This window comes from Candidatus Polarisedimenticolia bacterium, assembly GCA_036001465.1.
GTDB lineage: Bacteria > Acidobacteriota > Polarisedimenticolia > Gp22-AA2 > Gp22-AA2 > Gp22-AA3.
Genome location: DASYUH010000060.1, coordinates 66,497 through 81,660 on the forward strand (window position 1 = coordinate 66,497; position 15,164 = coordinate 81,660).

General features: G+C 71.1%; 12 protein-coding genes. 9 read left to right on the forward strand and 3 right to left on the reverse strand.

From position 1 onward, the window contains the following. Position 1 precedes the first annotated feature (1 nt). The 7 genes from VGV60_12415 (at position 2) to VGV60_12445 (ending at position 8,303) form a co-directional block, all read left to right on the forward strand. Entirely contained in the window at positions 2 to 1,333 is a 1,332-nt protein-coding gene (locus VGV60_12415; protein ID HEV8702068.1) for a M28 family peptidase, read from the forward strand. Between the two features lie 50 nt (positions 1,334 to 1,383). Next, on the forward strand, positions 1,384 to 2,751 hold the full coding sequence (locus tag VGV60_12420) for a sigma-54 dependent transcriptional regulator (GenBank protein ID HEV8702069.1): 1,368 nt from the start codon (positions 1,384 to 1,386) through the stop codon (positions 2,749 to 2,751). Further along, positions 2,748 to 4,112 carry an ATP-binding protein gene (locus VGV60_12425; protein ID HEV8702070.1) on the forward strand — a complete coding sequence of 455 codons (1,365 nt, stop codon included), beginning with the start codon at positions 2,748 to 2,750 and terminating at the stop codon, positions 4,110 to 4,112. The genes VGV60_12420 and VGV60_12425 overlap by 4 nt, the downstream gene beginning before the upstream one ends. A gap of 49 nt (positions 4,113 to 4,161) precedes the next feature. Further along, the gene (locus VGV60_12430) at positions 4,162 to 5,664 is read left to right on the forward strand and encodes a hypothetical protein (protein HEV8702071.1); all 1,503 of its coding nucleotides are present in this window, start codon (positions 4,162 to 4,164) and stop codon (positions 5,662 to 5,664) included. A 7-nt stretch (positions 5,665 to 5,671) separates the two neighbouring features. Further along, entirely contained in the window at positions 5,672 to 6,073 is a 402-nt protein-coding gene (locus VGV60_12435) for a cupin domain-containing protein (protein HEV8702072.1), read from the forward strand. Between the two features lie 76 nt (positions 6,074 to 6,149). Beyond that, entirely contained in the window at positions 6,150 to 7,148 is a 999-nt protein-coding gene (locus VGV60_12440) for a GlxA family transcriptional regulator (protein HEV8702073.1), read from the forward strand. A 27-nt stretch (positions 7,149 to 7,175) separates the two neighbouring features. After that, a complete protein-coding gene (locus VGV60_12445) occupies positions 7,176 to 8,303 on the forward strand; it encodes a DJ-1/PfpI family protein (GenBank protein ID HEV8702074.1) in 1,128 nt (375 codons plus the stop codon). 24 nt (positions 8,304 to 8,327) lie between these two features. On the opposite strand, the gene VGV60_12450 is transcribed toward VGV60_12445, so the two are convergent. Beyond that, positions 8,328 to 10,562 (reverse strand): patatin-like phospholipase family protein, encoded by a 2,235-nt coding sequence (locus VGV60_12450; protein HEV8702075.1) that lies wholly within the window; start codon positions 10,560 to 10,562, stop codon positions 8,328 to 8,330. After that, positions 10,559 to 11,614, reverse strand: a complete 1,056-nt coding sequence (locus tag VGV60_12455) for a trypsin-like peptidase domain-containing protein (protein ID HEV8702076.1) — start codon at positions 11,612 to 11,614, stop codon at positions 10,559 to 10,561. The genes VGV60_12450 and VGV60_12455 overlap by 4 nt, the downstream gene beginning before the upstream one ends. Before the next feature lie 232 nt (positions 11,615 to 11,846). Between VGV60_12455 and VGV60_12460 the strand changes: the two genes are divergently transcribed. Beyond that, positions 11,847 to 13,748, forward strand: a complete 1,902-nt coding sequence (locus tag VGV60_12460) for a M2 family metallopeptidase (protein ID HEV8702077.1) — start codon at positions 11,847 to 11,849, stop codon at positions 13,746 to 13,748. A gap of 55 nt (positions 13,749 to 13,803) precedes the next feature. Continuing rightward, positions 13,804 to 14,430, forward strand: coding sequence for a bifunctional 4-hydroxy-2-oxoglutarate aldolase/2-dehydro-3-deoxy-phosphogluconate aldolase (locus VGV60_12465; GenBank protein ID HEV8702078.1), 627 nt, complete (start codon positions 13,804 to 13,806; stop codon positions 14,428 to 14,430). A gap of 23 nt (positions 14,431 to 14,453) precedes the next feature. Here VGV60_12465 and VGV60_12470 read toward each other — a convergent pair whose 3' ends face one another. Further along, positions 14,454 to 15,140 (reverse strand): hypothetical protein, encoded by a 687-nt coding sequence (locus tag VGV60_12470; GenBank protein ID HEV8702079.1) that lies wholly within the window; start codon positions 15,138 to 15,140, stop codon positions 14,454 to 14,456. Between the last annotated feature and the right edge of the window lie 24 nt (positions 15,141 to 15,164).

The following is a 15,164-nucleotide window of genomic DNA, read 5'->3' on the forward strand; positions in this document are numbered from 1 at the left end:
CGTGTCCGGGCATCCGGTCTGTGCACCCATCGCGCTGTCGGTTGCGGCCGGCGTGTTCCTTCTCGCCTGCGCGCGGCACGAGCCCCCCGTTTCCCGTGAGGCGGAGCGCGCCGTCATCGGCGCGCAGGCGGTCAGGCGTCACGTCGAGACGCTCGCGAGCGACGTCTACGAGGGGCGGGGGGCGGGCTATCCGGGAGAGGAGAAGGCCGCGGCGTACATCGAGGCGCAGTTCATGGAGATCGGCCTCGTCCCCGCGGGGGATTCCGCTCCCGACGGGCGCTCCTTCCTTCAGAAGTTCCCGTTCCCTCCGCGCGGACCGGAGGTCCCGGGCCAGATTCTGACGTCCCGCAATGTCGTCGGCCTCCTGGACGGGGACGATGCGTCCCGGCGCGACGAGATCGTCGTCCTGGGGGCGCACCACGACGGGCAGGGCCTCGCCGGCCAGGCGGACACCGATCGCTATCCCGCCAAGGATGGTCCGGCGGACGATGCCATCTGGAACAGCGCCGACGACAACGCGTCGAGCGTCGCCGCCCTCATCGAGGTGGCCCGGTCGATCGCGCGGGACCGGCTCCGCCACCACCGGACGCTCCTGTTCGTGACGTTCGGGGCGGAGGAGCATGCGCTCAACGGCTCGGTGCGCTTCGTGGCCCATCCACCCGTCCCGCTCGAACGGCTCGTCGCCATGGTGAACCTCGAAAAGATCGGCCGGGCGGTGGATCAGGACCTGGCCGCCGCGGCGACCGGAACGTGCGCCTGCTGGGATGCCATCCTGGCCGGGGCGAACGCCGCGACCGGCTTCAAGGTCGCCTCCGCCATCGCGGAGGTCGTCCCGGACACGGACCACTATCCCTTCGCCGCCCGGGGGATTCCCGCCATCGTGCTCGGGACGATCCACGAGGAGGACACGCACCGCCCCTCGGATTCTTCCGACCGGATCGACTACGACAGGCTGGCCGCGCGCGCCCGGTACGCCCGCGCCGTGATCCTCGATCTGGCGAACCGGCCCGAGCCGCCGCGCTTCGCGGTCGGGAAGGGGCACGATCTGGGACTCGTCCCGGTCGTCGCGTCGGAGTCGGAGCTCCGGGTCCTGGACCTTCCCGCGGGATCGCGGGCGCTCAAGATCTCGGCGGTGATCCCGGGCCTGCGGGCCGACCGCGCGGGGCTGAGGCCCGGTGACGTGGTCTTCGGGATCAATGGCCGGGCCATGCCGAAGGATGCGGACCGGGAGGCCCTGCAGCAGGCGGCCGACGCGTCGGCCGCTGGCGTCCGCGTCTCGGTCGCGCGGCAGGGACGGCGGGACGTGGTCGACCTCCCGCGCGGAGGCGCCTGAGGCCCGCGTCGGCCATGGGGTAGAATGACGCCGCCGCATCGACGATGACCATGACGACCCGTTCAGCGAGCGCCCGCATCCTGGTCGCCGACGACCAGCAGGACGTGCGGGAGGCGTTGCGACTCCTCCTCAAGGGGGAGGGGTATGCCCTCGACGTCGCCTCGTCCCCCTCGGCGGTCCTCGACCAGGCTCGCACCCGGGACTACGACGCCCTCCTGATCGATCTCAACTACACCCGCGACACCACATCCGGACGCGAGGGGCTCGATCTTCTGGGGCGCCTCCAGGCCCTCGACCCGACCCTGCCGGTCGTGGTCATGACCGCCTGGGGGAGCGTCGAGGTCGCGGTCGAGGCGATGCGGCGCGGGGCGCGCGACTTCGTGCAGAAGCCGTGGGACAACCAGCGTCTCCTGTCGATCCTGCGCACCCAGGTCGAGCTCGGCCGCGCGCTCAGGCGGGGCCGGCGCCTCGAGGCGGAGAACCTGGTCCTGCGCGGCGACGGCGGGCCCCGCCTCATCGCCGGATCGGCCGCCATGCGGCCGGTCCTGCAGATGATCGAGCGCGTCGGCCCCTCCGACGCCAACGTCCTGATCACCGGCGAGAACGGGACAGGGAAAGGGGTCGTGGCGCAGGCCCTGCACGCCGTGTCGCGCCGCTCGACCGCCCCCCTGGTGACGGTCAACGCCGGCGGGTTCTCGGAAGGGGTGTTCGAGAGCGAGCTGTTCGGGCACGTGCGCGGGGCGTTCACCGACGCCAAGGCCGACCGCGTCGGACGCTTCGAGATGGCCGACGGCGGGACGCTCTTCCTGGACGAGATCGCCAACCTGCCATCCGGCCTCCAGGCCAAGCTCCTGCGCGTCCTGGAGACGGGCGAGTTCGAGCCGGTCGGATCGTCGCGCACCCGCAAGACCGACGTGCGCATCGTCTCCGCCACGAACGCCGACATCGGCGCCGAGGTCGCTCAGGCGCGTTTCCGCCAGGACCTCCTGTTCCGTCTCAACACCATCGAGATCGCCGTCCCCCCCCTGCGCGACCGGCGCGAGGACCTGCCGCTCCTGGCCGCGCATTTTCTTCAGCAACACGCGGCGCACTACCGCAAGACGATCACCGGATTCGACGAATCGGCCCTGCGGGCGCTTCTCGAGCACCGCTGGCCCGGCAACGTCCGCGAGCTGGATCACGCCGTCGAGCGGGCCGTCCTGATGAGCCCCGGGCCCCTGGTCCGCGTCTCCGACCTGGCGCTGCGGCCCTCCGCCGACGGCCAGCCGAGTCTCGAGGAGATGAGCCTCGAGGAGGTGGAGTCCTTCCTGATCCGCAAGACTCTGGCGCGCTGCGACGGCAACGTCAGCCAAGCCGCCGACGCCCTCGGCCTGAGCCGGAGCGCCCTCTACCGCAGGTTGCAGCGGTACGGGTTGTGAACGGCAGGACCGGCCCGCCAAGACGCCGCCGGGCGCGCGATCCGGTCCTCTCCCACGAGCGTCGCGTCCTCCTGCAGGCCTTCCTGACCGGGGCGGCCGGCGTCGTCGTGTCGCTGGCGATCCTCTGGACGGGCGATTTCAGCGCCAAGGTCCAGTGGACCCTCTCGGCGATCATCCTGGTGGCCTGGATCGGCTTCGCCTTCGCGGTGCGCGAGCGCGTCGTGCGGCCGCTCCAGATCGCCAGCAACCTCCTGGCGGCCCTGCGCGAGGGGGACTTCTCCATCCGCGCGCGCGGCGCGCGGCACGACGACGCCCTCGGGGAGGTGATGCTGGAGGTGAACGCGCTCGCCGAGACGCTGCGCCAGCAGCGCCTCGGCGCGCTCGAGGCGACGGCCCTCCTGCGCAAGGTCATGGAGGAGATCGATGTCGCGGTCTTCGCCTTCGATGGCGACGACCGCCTGCGGCTGGCCAACCGCGCGGGCGAGCGGCTCCTGGCGCGGCCGATCGAGCGGCTGATCGGCGCGGACGCCGCCGAGCTGGGGCTCGGCGCCTGCCTGCGCGCCAACGCGGAGCCGATCCTCGACCTGGCGTTCCCCGGGCGCACCGGGCGCTTCGAGGTCCGCCGCGGCACCTTCCGCCAGGGAGGGCTGGCGCACCAGCTCCTGGTGCTTTCGGATGTCAGCCGCGCCCTGCGCGAGGAGGAGCGCCAGGCCTGGCAGCGGCTGATCCGCGTGATGGGGCACGAGCTGAACAACTCCCTGGCGCCGATCAAGTCGCTCGCGGGGAGCCTCGAGCAGCTGATCGGCCGCGACCCGAAGCCCGCCGACTGGGAGGACGACATGCGGCGCGGGCTGGGGGTGATCGCCACGCGCTCCGAGTCGCTCAGCCGCTTCATGGACGGCTACGCCCGCCTCGCCCGCCTGCCGCCCCCGCGCTTCCAGAGCGTCGAGGTCGGCCCGCTCGTGAGGCGGGTCGCCTCCCTCGAGACGCGGCTGAGCGTCTCCCTGGTCCCGGGGCCCGAGACGACCCTCAAGGCCGACGCCGACCAGCTCGAGCAGCTGCTGATCAACCTGGTGCGAAACGGCGTGGACGCCGCCCTCGAGACGGGCGGTGGCGTGCGCTTCGGCTGGCGCCGGGTGAACGGCGCCCCGGCCACCCTCGAGGTCTTCGTGGAGGACGACGGCCCGGGCGTGCCGAACAGCTCGAACCTGTTCGTGCCGTTCTTCACCACGAAGCAGCAGGGGTCGGGGATCGGGCTGGTGCTGAGCCGCCAGATCGCCGAGGCCCACGGCGGCACCCTGACCCTGCTGAACCGGGACCCCGAGCCGGGCTGCCGTGCCCGGCTGCGGCTGCCGCTCTAGAATGGGTGGACGGGCTCCCGGCCGCACGGGACCCTGGGACGAGGGAGACATGGGCGGACTGAACCGGCGCGAGGCCCTCTGGCGGATGGGATCGGGCGCGGCCGGCCTGTTCTGGCTCTCCGGAACGACGGCCCTGGCGGGCGCGGCCGGCGGCCTCGATCGCGGCGGGGCCGATTCTTCCGGACTGGCCGAGCGGCTGTGCGCTTCATCCGCCTCGGGGGCGTTCGATGTGGCCGCCGGGGCCATCCGGTCGGGGGCGGACCATGGCGCCCTCCTGGGGGCGATCTTCCTCTGCGGCGTGCGGGACATACGGCCGAGACCCCATGGAATCCTGCATGCCGTGATGATGGTCGCATCGTCCTTCCAGCTGGCCGAGTCCGTCCCGCCTTACGAGGCCTGGCTTCCCGTCCTCTACAACCTGGACGATTTGAAGCGGGCGCAGGAGGGCGACCGGCGCGACGACGGCGACTGGTCGCTCAAGCCGCGGCCGGCGCCCCGCGGCCCGGGCGCCGGCAGCGCCCGGCGCGAGTTCCTGGCCGCGATGGAGGCCTGGGACGCCGAGCGCGCCGACCGGGCGATCGTCGAGCTCCTCCCCTACCACGACCGTGCGTCGCTGTACGAGATCCTCTGGCCGCTCGCCGCGCGTTGCTACGCCTTCATCGGGCACAAGATGATCCACGCCGCGCAGATGGAGCGCGTGGTCGGGCGCATCGGATGGCGGCACGCGGAGCCGGCGCTGCGGTCGCTCGTGATGGCCTCCCTGGTCAACCGGGATACGGCGGCTTTCGAGAGGAGTCGCGAGCTGGCGCGGGCCCTGCCCGACCGCTGGCTGGAGGGGAAGGAAGAACCGGAGCAGAGCAGGCTCCTGCTCCGGGAGCTCGCGGTCCGCGGGCCGCGCGGCGCCCAGGACCTGGTCGTCGATTCTTTCAAAGATGGCCTGGGCCCTCGGACGGTCTGGGACGCCCTGCGTCTCCTCGGATCCGAGATGATCCTGAGGCGCCCCGGACGGTCGGCGTCCGCCGGCCGCACCGCCCTTCTGCCGGTGCACGCCCTCACCGTGACCAACGCGCTCGGGCACGCCTGGCGCTCCACCAGGCTCGAGGGGACCAGGCGCCTCCTGATCCTGCAGGCGGCCGCCTGGCTGGCTGCGATGCGGGATGATCTCATCGATCTCGTCGGGCTCTCGATGGCCGGACCGGGCATCGACGCGCTCGGCGCATCCTCTGAAGAAGATGTCCCGGATCTCGCGCAGATGCTGGAACGTGCCTCCCCCGGGCAGGTACGGGCCTGCCTCGATCGGGAGCCTGCGAGACGGGCCGGCTACCTGGCCGGGCTCCGGACCGCGCTGTTCCATAAAGGACAAGAACATCATCAGCACAAGTATGCCGCCGCCCTGGAGGAGGAGAGTCGCCTGGTCGACGCCCGGTGGGCCTCCCGCATCCTGGCCCCGGCCGTCGACTATCTGGCCCATCCGGCGGACGCCGAGACGGAGACGTACCGCCGCTCGGTCCGCGCGCTGCAGAAGGCGGGCCTCCGCCCGTCAGGAAGCTGAGGGAGCCGTGCAGATACTCACGAAGGCCAAGGCGCCGCGCTACATCCGGCCGGAGGGGATCACCTCGTACCTGCTCGCCTCGCCGCGAACCGCCCAGGCGAAGCATCTGACGACCACCCTGGTCCAGATCGAACCCGGGGGAGAGCAGCGTATCCATGCCCACGCACCCGAGCAGGTGTATCTGATCCTGGACGGCGGCGGCACGATGACCGTGGGGACCGAGACGCAGGACGTGGCCGCGGGCGACTGCATCTTCATCCCCTCGGATACGCCCCATGGCATCAGGAACACGGGACAGGACCTGCTGCGTTACTTCACCGCGGCCGCGCCGGCGTTCGAGACCAGCGACCTCCTCGCGCTCTGGCCCCTGGCCAGCGAGAGCGAGGACCTCGGAGCGTCCCCGCCCTGATCCCCGCGCGTCCGATGGCAGAAACTGTGGGAACATTGTCATTGTCTCCTGCCGTCGTCGGCCGCATACTCCCGGAATGACGCGGCGTATCGCGATGCTGGCGTACCCGGACGTCCAGGTCCTGGACGTCACGGGCCCGCTCGAGGTGTTCGCGCGGACGTCGCGCTGGCTGCGGGACAACGGGAAGCACAAGGGGGACGCCTACCGCATCGAGATCGTCGGGCTGAAGCGCGGGGTCTTCCGGGCCTCATCGGGGCTGCGCCTGCACGCCGATCGGAGCTTCGGTGAGGTGCGCCGGGGGCTCGACACGCTCCTGATCGCCGGCGGGATCGGGACCCGGCGGTACTGCGAGCACCCTCCCCTGATGCGCTGGATCAGGCGGCAGGCCGGCTGGGTCAGGCGGCTCGCTTCGGTCTGCACGGGGGCCTTCTTCCTGGCCGAGGCGGGCCTCCTGAAGGGCCGGCGCGCCACGACGCACTGGAGCTGGTGCGCGCGGCTGGCGCGCCGCTACCCGGACGTGAGGGTCGAGCCGGACACGATCTTCGTCAGGGAGGGATCGATCTACACCTCGGCCGGCGTGACCGCCGGCATGGACCTGGCGCTGGCCCTGGTCGAGGAGGACCACGGACGCGAGGTCGCGCTGCACGTGGCCAGGGAGCTGGTCCTGTTCCTGCGGCGCCCGGGCGGGCAGTCGCAGTTCAGCGCGCAGCTCGCCGTCCAGTTCGCGGAGCGCGAGCCGCTGCGCGAGCTGCAGGCCTACATCCTCGAGCACCCGCGCGCGGACCTCTCGGTGGAGACGCTCGCCGGCCGCGTCAGGATGAGCCCGCGCAACTTCGCGCGCGTCTTCACGCGCGAGGTGGGGACGACCCCGGCGCGCTTCATCACCTCCGTCCGCGTGGAGACGGCCCGGCGTCTCCTCGAGGAATCGTCGGACGACCTCCGGGCGATCTGCGACCTGACCGGCCTGGGCAGCACCGAGTCGATGCGCCGGGCGTTCCTGCGCACCCTCGGTATCCCGCCCAGCCGTTACCGTGAGCGTTTCAACCGTCACCCCCATTCGGGCGCGGGGGCCTGATCGTCCCCCCGCCGCCAGGAGGCTCGCATGACACACCCCGTCCGGTCCGCGTTGTCGATTCTGATCGCCCTCGCGCTCGTCGTTTCGGCGGCCGCCGCGACCGCGGCCCCGTCCGAGACCCCGCAGGAGGGGAAGCGCTACGTGTGCCCGCCGTGCGGCATGGACTGCGATCAGAAAGTCTTTGATCGGCCGGGACGATGTCCCGCCTGCGGCGCCCGGCTCGTCGAGCAGGCCTCCCGGAAGAAGGCCGCCATCTTGATCTTCGAAGGGGTGCAGATCATCGACTACACCGGACCCTACGAAGTGCTCGGACAGGGGGGATTCGAGGTCTTCACGGTGGCGGGAACAAAAGCCACGTTGACCACCTCCATGGGCATGAAGGTCGTGCCGGAACACACCTTCGCCGACGCGCCGAGGGCGGACGTCCTGGTCGTCCCCGGAGGCAACGTCGACGGCCCGCGGAAGAGCGCCGCGACGTTGAAGTGGGTGAAGGAGGCGAGCGCGGCCGCGCAGCACACCCTGTCGGTCTGCAACGGCGCATTCATCCTGGCGAGCGCCGGCCTGCTCGACGGTCTCGGCGCGACGACGTTCCACCGCATGATCGACGATCTGAAGGCCGAGTACCCGAAGACCAGGGTGGTCTCCGACCAGCGCTTCGTGGACAACGGGCGAATCATCACCACCGCGGGGCTGTCCTCGGGGATCGACGGGGCGCTGCATCTCCTGTCCCGGATGCTCGGCAGGGGGAAGGCCCAGACGGTCGCGTTGAACATGGAGTACGACTGGCGTCCCGACTCCCGCTATGCCCGCGCGGCGCTGGCCGATCGGCTCATCCCCGACATCGACCTGGACCGGCTCGGTGAGTGGAGCATCGTCAGCACCCAGGGCACGACCGAGACGTGGGACATCGTCGTGCGCGGGACCACCGACCTCGGCCGCGCGGAGCTTCTGGACCGCGTCGGCCAGGCCTTCGCGAAGCAGGGCAAGTGGTCCGGGGCCAAGCGCGGCGCCGCGGCCGTCCCCTCGACGCCGCGCACCGACTGGACCTTCAGCGGCCCCGACGGCCGGCGCTGGGCCGGGACGCTCGGCGTGGAGGCCGTCACCGGCCGGGACAAGCAGTACACCCTGTCGCTCCACATCGCGCGGCTCGGCTGAGCGCCTCCGGGCCGTCCGCGAGCCTCAGAAGTGCCCGAAGCCGAAGCGCCGCCGTCCTCCCAGCGATCGGCCCATCGACAGGTAGATGGCGTCGTGCCCCCCGTCCGCGTGGCCGTACGCCAGGAAGAGCGGGCCGAGGAACGTGTCCGCTCCGATCACCAGTGTCGCCGCGTAATGCAGATCGCCCGTGCCGACGTCGCGGCTCGTGGCCCAGGCGTTGCCCGCCTCCAGCCAGCCGCCGAGATAGATGGCCTGGCCGGAGATCCCCGAGAGCTTTCCCGATCGCCTGTAGTATCCCGCTCGTGCCACGCCGAAAAGCTGGCCGCGCAGCTGCCCCTGCTTGAACCCGGAAAGGGAAAACAAGCCTCCAACGGGGAACTCGTCGTAGAACGGGATCGCGCTTCCCAGGTTGGTGCCGCCCTCGAGACCCATGAACACATGATGGCGGCCGGCGCCGAAGACCTGGACGATGGATCCCTGGATCCGGTCGTAGGAGACATCCGAACCGAGTCCTCGCCGCGGCAGGTAGACGTCGAGGCCGGCCCCGCGACCGCGGTGCGGGAAGTTCGGGTTGTCAAACCGATCGACCACGAAGCGCCCCGCGTACGCGGCCACCGGGACGTCCAGGACCGGCAACCCCGGATCGCCGACCCTCGGCCGGGCCCATACCCGTCCGCGGATGACCCCGATGCGCGCCTCGCCGTAGCGGCCGAGCTGCGCCCCCAGGGCCAGGGATCCCGAAACCGAGCGCGTCTGGTAGTCGGCGATCCGATCGTCCCCCTCGAACACCCCGACGATCGCGTTGGCGTAATCCACGCTCGGCGCGACGAAGAAAGTCCCCGAGAAATCGAGCGGCTGATAGAACTCCGAGGAGACCCGCCGCGTCTCGCCGACCTCGACGTCGCTGCGCCATTCGGCCCCCAGAGGGTCGATCCGTGTCATGGTCAGCCTGGAGATGATGTTGAAGTCCGTGTCCCCCTGGAAGTCGTTCCGCAAGTTCAGGCCGAAGCGCAGGTAGTTCGGTCCCCACGACTTCTCCCGGGTCCGGATCACGAGCTTCGTCCGGTCCCCCTCCTGCTCCAGGGCGTAATCGACCCGCTCGAAATCTCCCAGCTCGTAGATTCGTGCCAGGTCGGACTTCAAGGTCTGAATCTCGAGCGGGCCACCGGCCCGGGTCTTCAGCCGCTTCTCGATGATGCGCCGATCGACCCGCGTGTACCCCTCCACGGTGACCGCGTCGATGCGGGGCGGAGCGGAGAGCGGCGCGCGCGCGCGCGCCAGATGCTCACGGAACGCGTCGTCCGTGAGGGCCAGGCGGCCCAGCGCCTCCGGCTGCGCGAGGGCCGCGGTGGTGCCGGCCTCGAGGATGTCATCCGCCCGTGCGTAGTCGGTCGCGGTGATCGTCCCCAGCTCGGGGACGATCGCGATGTCGGCATCCTTGATCTGCTCCTCGACGTTTTCGTGCGTCATGATCCCCGTGACCTGCAGCGTGATATTCGGAAGGGAGCGCAGCTCCTCGGGGGAAAAGAGCGGCGAGCTCACGTCGACCGCGATGACCACATCGGCTCCCATCGAGCGCGCGACGTCCACCGGCAGATTGCGCACCAGCCCGCCGTCCCCGAGGATTCTGCCGTCGATCTCGAACGGCGCGACGATGCCGGGGATGCTCATGCTGGCGTGCAGGGCGTCGGCGAGGTTGCCGCTCCGGAGGACCACCATCTCCCCGGTCCCCAGGTCGGTGGCGACGGCCCGGAACGGTGTCGGCAGGCGGTCGAAATCGCGCACGCGCGCCGCCGGCAGCGTGAGGGATTGCAGGGCGAAGGCAATCTTCTGGCCGGCTACAAGCCCCCGGGGCAGGAGGAGCCGGCCGTTCCGTATCCCCATCTCCAGCTTGATCAAATCGCTCGCATCGTCCTCCTTCCGCCGGTAGCCGAGATCGCGGCGCGCAGGCAGGTCATTGAAGGTGTCGGGCCAGTCCACCTCCAGGAGGGCCGTGCGGATCTGCGCGGGAGAGAGCCCCGAGGCGTACAGCCCCCCGACGATGGCGCCCATGCTGGTGCCCGCCATGCAGTCGATCGGAATCCGCTGCGCTTCCAGGGCCTCGAGGACCGCAACGTGCGCGATGCCGCGCGCGCCGCCCCCCGAGAGGGCGAGGCCGATCCGGGGACGTGAGGGAGGGGCCGCGCCGCCGGCCAGGAGGAGCACGAGGAGCCCGAGAGCCGCCGCCCCCGCGCGGGCGCGATCGGTTCCCGCGCTCAAGGCTGCGCGGGGACCTGCGTCGTCAAGGTGACCGCCTTGCCTCCGCGCAGGACGACGACGGCCACCTGCTCGTCCGGGCCGAGCGCCGTGATCTTCTGCCGGACCATCGCGAGGCTGTTCGGCTCGGCGAGGGACGTCCCGAGGATCGACAGGATGATGTCCCCGCCCACGACCAGGTCCTCGCCGCCGATGCTGGCCCGGGTCGTCCCCCCCTTCAGCCCGAGCCGCTCGGCCGGGGACCCCGCGGCCACCCGCTGAATCAGGAGGCCGACTCCGGGAGGCGGGACGTTGAACACCTGCGCCAGGTCGCCCGAGAGCATGAAGCCGTTGACCCCGCTCCAGAACGATTTCTGCTCCAGGAGCTGGCGCGCCACCCTGGAGGTCACGGCGAACCCGAGCCCCTCCGATCCTCCGGAGTGGGACAGGATGTGGCTGACGATGCCGATCACCTCCCCCTGCATGTCGAACAACGGCCCCCCGGAGTTCCCCTGGTTGATCGAGGCGTCGGTCTGGAAGAATTCCGCGCGCGACATGCCGCTGAAGGTCGAATTCGGCTTGCGGCGGGCGCTGATGTGCCCGGCGGTCAGCGTGTGGCTGGCGCCCAGGGGCGCCCCCACCACGAAGACCGGGGCGCCGATCTCGACCGCGTCCGAGTCGCCGAGCCTCGCGACGAACGGCCCGCGCGGCGGTTTCTCCAGCTGCAGGACCGCCACGTCGGCCGAGGGCTCGGACGACAGGACCCGCGCCTTCACGACCTCCCCGGTCAGGAACTCGACCTCGATCGCGTTGGCCGTCTGCACCACGTGCGCGGCGGTCAGCACCTTGCCGTCCGGCGTGATGAGGACGCCGGAGCCCAGACCGGACACGCTGACCGGCAGGCTCTCCGGGCCCGGCGGCAGATCGACCTCCGTGGTGTGGATCTCGACGACCGCCGGATCCACCCGCCTGAAGACCTCCGACAGGGTCGGCGGTCCTTCGGCCGCTCCCGCGGCGGGGCCGGCGGCCCACAGCATCACGATGGCGATGCAGACCGCAGCGCATGGCTTCATCATGGCGATCTCCGTCTCGAGAGCGGGCGCGTCTCCTGCCTGTCGGAATCGGCGGCGATGGTAGCCTCGGCCCGGCTCGGAGTCAACGCACGGCGGAGAGATCTCCGTGCGTCGCTCCGACCATCGCATCCTCACCATGGAGATCTCGGCACCGCCCGCGCTTGACGGGGGCGCGGCGTTGGCGGTACCTTGCCGCGTTCGTCACAATCGACGTCCACCCATCGGAGAGGCCTCCATGACTGCGCACTCCCCCAGGCGCCCGTCCCTGACCGTTTTCCTCATCGCCCTGATTCTCGCGCTGGTGGCCGGCCCCGCGGCGTGGCACCGGATCGAGGCGGCCGCCGCGACGCCGAAGCCCGGCGCGAAGAGCCCCACCGTCGCCGAGGCGACCGCCTTCATCGAGGCGGCCGAGAGCCGGCTTCAGGACCTGGCGATCAAGTCCGACCGGGCCAACTGGGTCCAGTCGAACTTCATCACGGAAGACACCGAGAAGATCGCCGCCGACGCCAACGAGGCGCTCATCGGGGCGGTGGCCGAGAATGCCCTCGCCGCCCGGCGCTTCGAGGGGCTCAAGCTGCCTGCCGACGTGGCGCGCAAGTTCGCGCTCCTGAAGGTGGCGGTGGAGCTTCCGGCTCCCAGCAACGAGTCCGAGCGCGGCGAGCTGACCGAGATCGCCGCGTCGCTCGAGGGGGCCTACGGACGGGGGAAATACTGCCCGCCGGCCACCGCGGCCGCCCCGGCCGGCGGCGGCGCGGAGGGCTCGGGCGACGGCTGCCTCGACGTCAACGCCATCACCAAGATCATGGCGGACAGCCGCGACCCGAAGCAGCTGCTCGATGTCTGGCGCGGCTGGCACACCATCTCGCCGCCGATGCGCCCGAAGTACCAGCGCTTCGTCGAGCTGGCGAACAAGGGGGCCCGCGAGCAGGGCTTCAAGGATCTCGGCGCCCTGTGGCGCTCGAGCTACGACATGCCCCCCGACGCCTTCGCCGCCGAGGTCGAGCGCCTGTGGAACCAGGTCGCGCCGCTCTACTGGTCGCTGCACGCCTACATGCGCACCCGGCTGGTGAAGCAGTACGGCGCGCAGGTGGTTCCGCCCGACGGCCCCATTCCGGCGCACCTGCTCGGAAACATCTGGGCGCAGCAGTGGGGCAACCTCGAGCCGCTGGTCGCCACGCCGGGCGGCGGCCTCGGCTACGACCTGACGAAGATCCTGGTCGACCGGAAGGTGGACGACCATCAGATGGTGCGCTTCGGCGAGGGCTTCTTCACGTCGCTCGGTTTCGATCCGCTCCCGGCGACCTTCTGGGAGCGGTCCCTGTTCGTCAAGCCGGCCGACCGTGACGTCGTCTGCCACGCCAGCGCCTGGGACCTCGACGCCCAGGAGGACCTCCGCATCAAGATGTGCATCGAGATCAACGACGAGGATTTCCGCACCATCCACCACGAGCTCGGGCACAACTTCTACCAGCGCGCCTACCGCCGCCAGCCGGCAATGTTCCGCGGCGGCGCCAACGGCGCCTTCCATGAGGCGATCGGCGACACCATCGCGCTGTCGATCACGCCGGCCTACCTGAAGCGGATCGGGCTTCTGGACACCGTGCCCCCGCCGACCGGCGAGATCGGCTACCTGATGAAGATGGCCCTCGACAAGGTCGCCTTCCTGCCGTTCGGCCTGCTCATCGACCAGTGGCGCTGGAAGGTCTTCTCCGGGGAGGTCACGCCGGCGAGCTACAACCGGGCCTGGTGGGACCTGCGCCTCAAGTACCAGGGGGTCGCGCCGGCCGTCGCGCGGACCGAGTCGGACTTCGACCCCGGCGCCAAGTACCACGTGCCGGCCAACGTGTCCTACACCCGCTACTTCCTCGCCCACATCCTGCAGTTCCAGTTCCATCGGGCGCTGTGCCGCGAGGCCGGGTTCCAGGGTCCGCTCTACCAGTGCTCGATCTACGGCAACGAGGCCGCGGGAAAGAAGCTGCGCGCCATGCTCGAGATGGGGCAGAGCCGCCCCTGGCCCGAGGCGCTCTACGCCCTGACCGGCGAGAGGCAGATGGACGCCACGGCGATCCTCGACTACTTCGCGCCGCTCAAGAAGTGGCTCGACGAGCAGAACCAGGGGAAGAAGATCGGGGTGTAGCGCCGCGACCCCATCCGGTAATCCACTCCGCGTCACCGTGTACAATGGGCGTCTCATGAATCCCGAACGGTTCGTCGCCCGCCTGGGGGAAGCCCGCGCCTCGGCCATTCTCCGGTGCCCCTCGCGAGAAGCCGCCGCCTCCGCCATGGAGGCGGCCGTGCGCGGCGGCTTCCGGATCGTCGAGTTCACCCTGACGATTCCGGGGGCCCTCGACCTGGTGGAGGAGTTCGCGCGCCGCGAGGAGCTGATCGTCGGGGCCGGCACCGTCCTGACGACGGACGAGGCTCGCGCGGCCGTGAAGCGCGGCGCCCGGTTCCTCGTTTCACCCGTCATGGATCCGGCGGTCATCGCCGCCGGGCTGGCCGCGGGGGTCGCCGTCATCCCCGGCTGCCACACACCGACCGAGATGCTCGCCGCCCATCGCGCCGGAGCGCCGCTGCAGAAGCTGTTTCCTGCACCCGGGATCGGCCCGGCGTACGTGCGCGCCTGTCTCGGCCCCCTGCCGTTCCTGAAGCTCGTTCCGACGCACGGGATCGATGCGGCCAACGCCCGCGCCTGGCTCGACGCGGGGGCCTTCGCCCTCGGCTTCACGCAGGCGCTGTTCGACGCCGAGGAGATCAAGGGCGGCCGGTTCGATCGAGTCGAAGAGCGCGCCCGGGCCCTGCTCGCCGCGGTGCGGTAGGCGCGACCGGCCCCCATGCTCGGTCAGGCACCTGGATCACCGGGCCGCAGGCAGGATATCCTCCGCGCGCCATGCCGCTGACTCCCGGCACCCGACTCGGTCCCTACGAAATCCTCGGCCCCATCGGCGCCGGCGGGATGGGAGAGGTGTATCGCGCCCGCGACGCCCGCCTGGCGCGTGACGTGGCGGTGAAGGTCCTGCCGGCCTCGTTCGTGGCCGATCCCGAGAGGCTGCGCCGCTTCGAGCAGGAGGCGCGCGCCATGGGGCAGCTCAACCACCCGAACATCCTGGCCGTGTTCGACACCGGAACGCACCAGGGGGCGCCGTACGTCGTCGAGGAGCTGCTCGAAGGGGCGACGCTGCGCGACAGGCTGGCCGGCGGCCCTCTCCCCGCCCGCAAGGCGCTGGACTATGCCAGGCAGATCGCCCAGGGGCTGGCGGCGGCTCACCAGAAGGGGATCGTCCACCGCGACCTGAAGCCGGAGAACCTGTTCGTCACGGGCGACGGCCGGGTCAAGATCCTCGATTTCGGCCTGGCGAAGCTGGCGCGGCCCGAGGGTCCGGCGGCCGCACTTGCCGGTGGCGCCGGCCCGGCGACGGACGGGGCGCTGACCGGGCTCCCGACGCGGGTCGAGACCGGGTCCGGCGTCGTCCTCGGAACGGTCGGATACATGTCGCCGGAGCAGGTGCGCGGCCTGCCGGCCGATCACTGGTCCGACCTGTTCAGCTTCGGC

Bases quoted from the DNA above. Each gene is read 5' to 3' on its own strand.
- VGV60_12420 (HEV8702069.1), top strand. From the start codon at position 1,384: ATGACGACCCGTTCAGCGAGCGCCCGCATCCTGGTCGCCGACGACCAG.
- VGV60_12430 (HEV8702071.1), top strand. From the start codon at position 4,162: ATGGGCGGACTGAACCGGCGCGAGGCCCTCTGGCGGATGGGATCGGGC.
- VGV60_12440 (HEV8702073.1), top strand. From the start codon at position 6,150: ATGACGCGGCGTATCGCGATGCTGGCGTACCCGGACGTCCAGGTCCTG.
- VGV60_12445 (HEV8702074.1), top strand. From the start codon at position 7,176: ATGACACACCCCGTCCGGTCCGCGTTGTCGATTCTGATCGCCCTCGCG.
- VGV60_12455 (HEV8702076.1), bottom strand. From the start codon at position 11,614: ATGATGAAGCCATGCGCTGCGGTCTGCATCGCCATCGTGATGCTGTGG.
- VGV60_12460 (HEV8702077.1), top strand. From the start codon at position 11,847: ATGACTGCGCACTCCCCCAGGCGCCCGTCCCTGACCGTTTTCCTCATC.
- VGV60_12465 (HEV8702078.1), top strand. From the start codon at position 13,804: ATGAATCCCGAACGGTTCGTCGCCCGCCTGGGGGAAGCCCGCGCCTCG.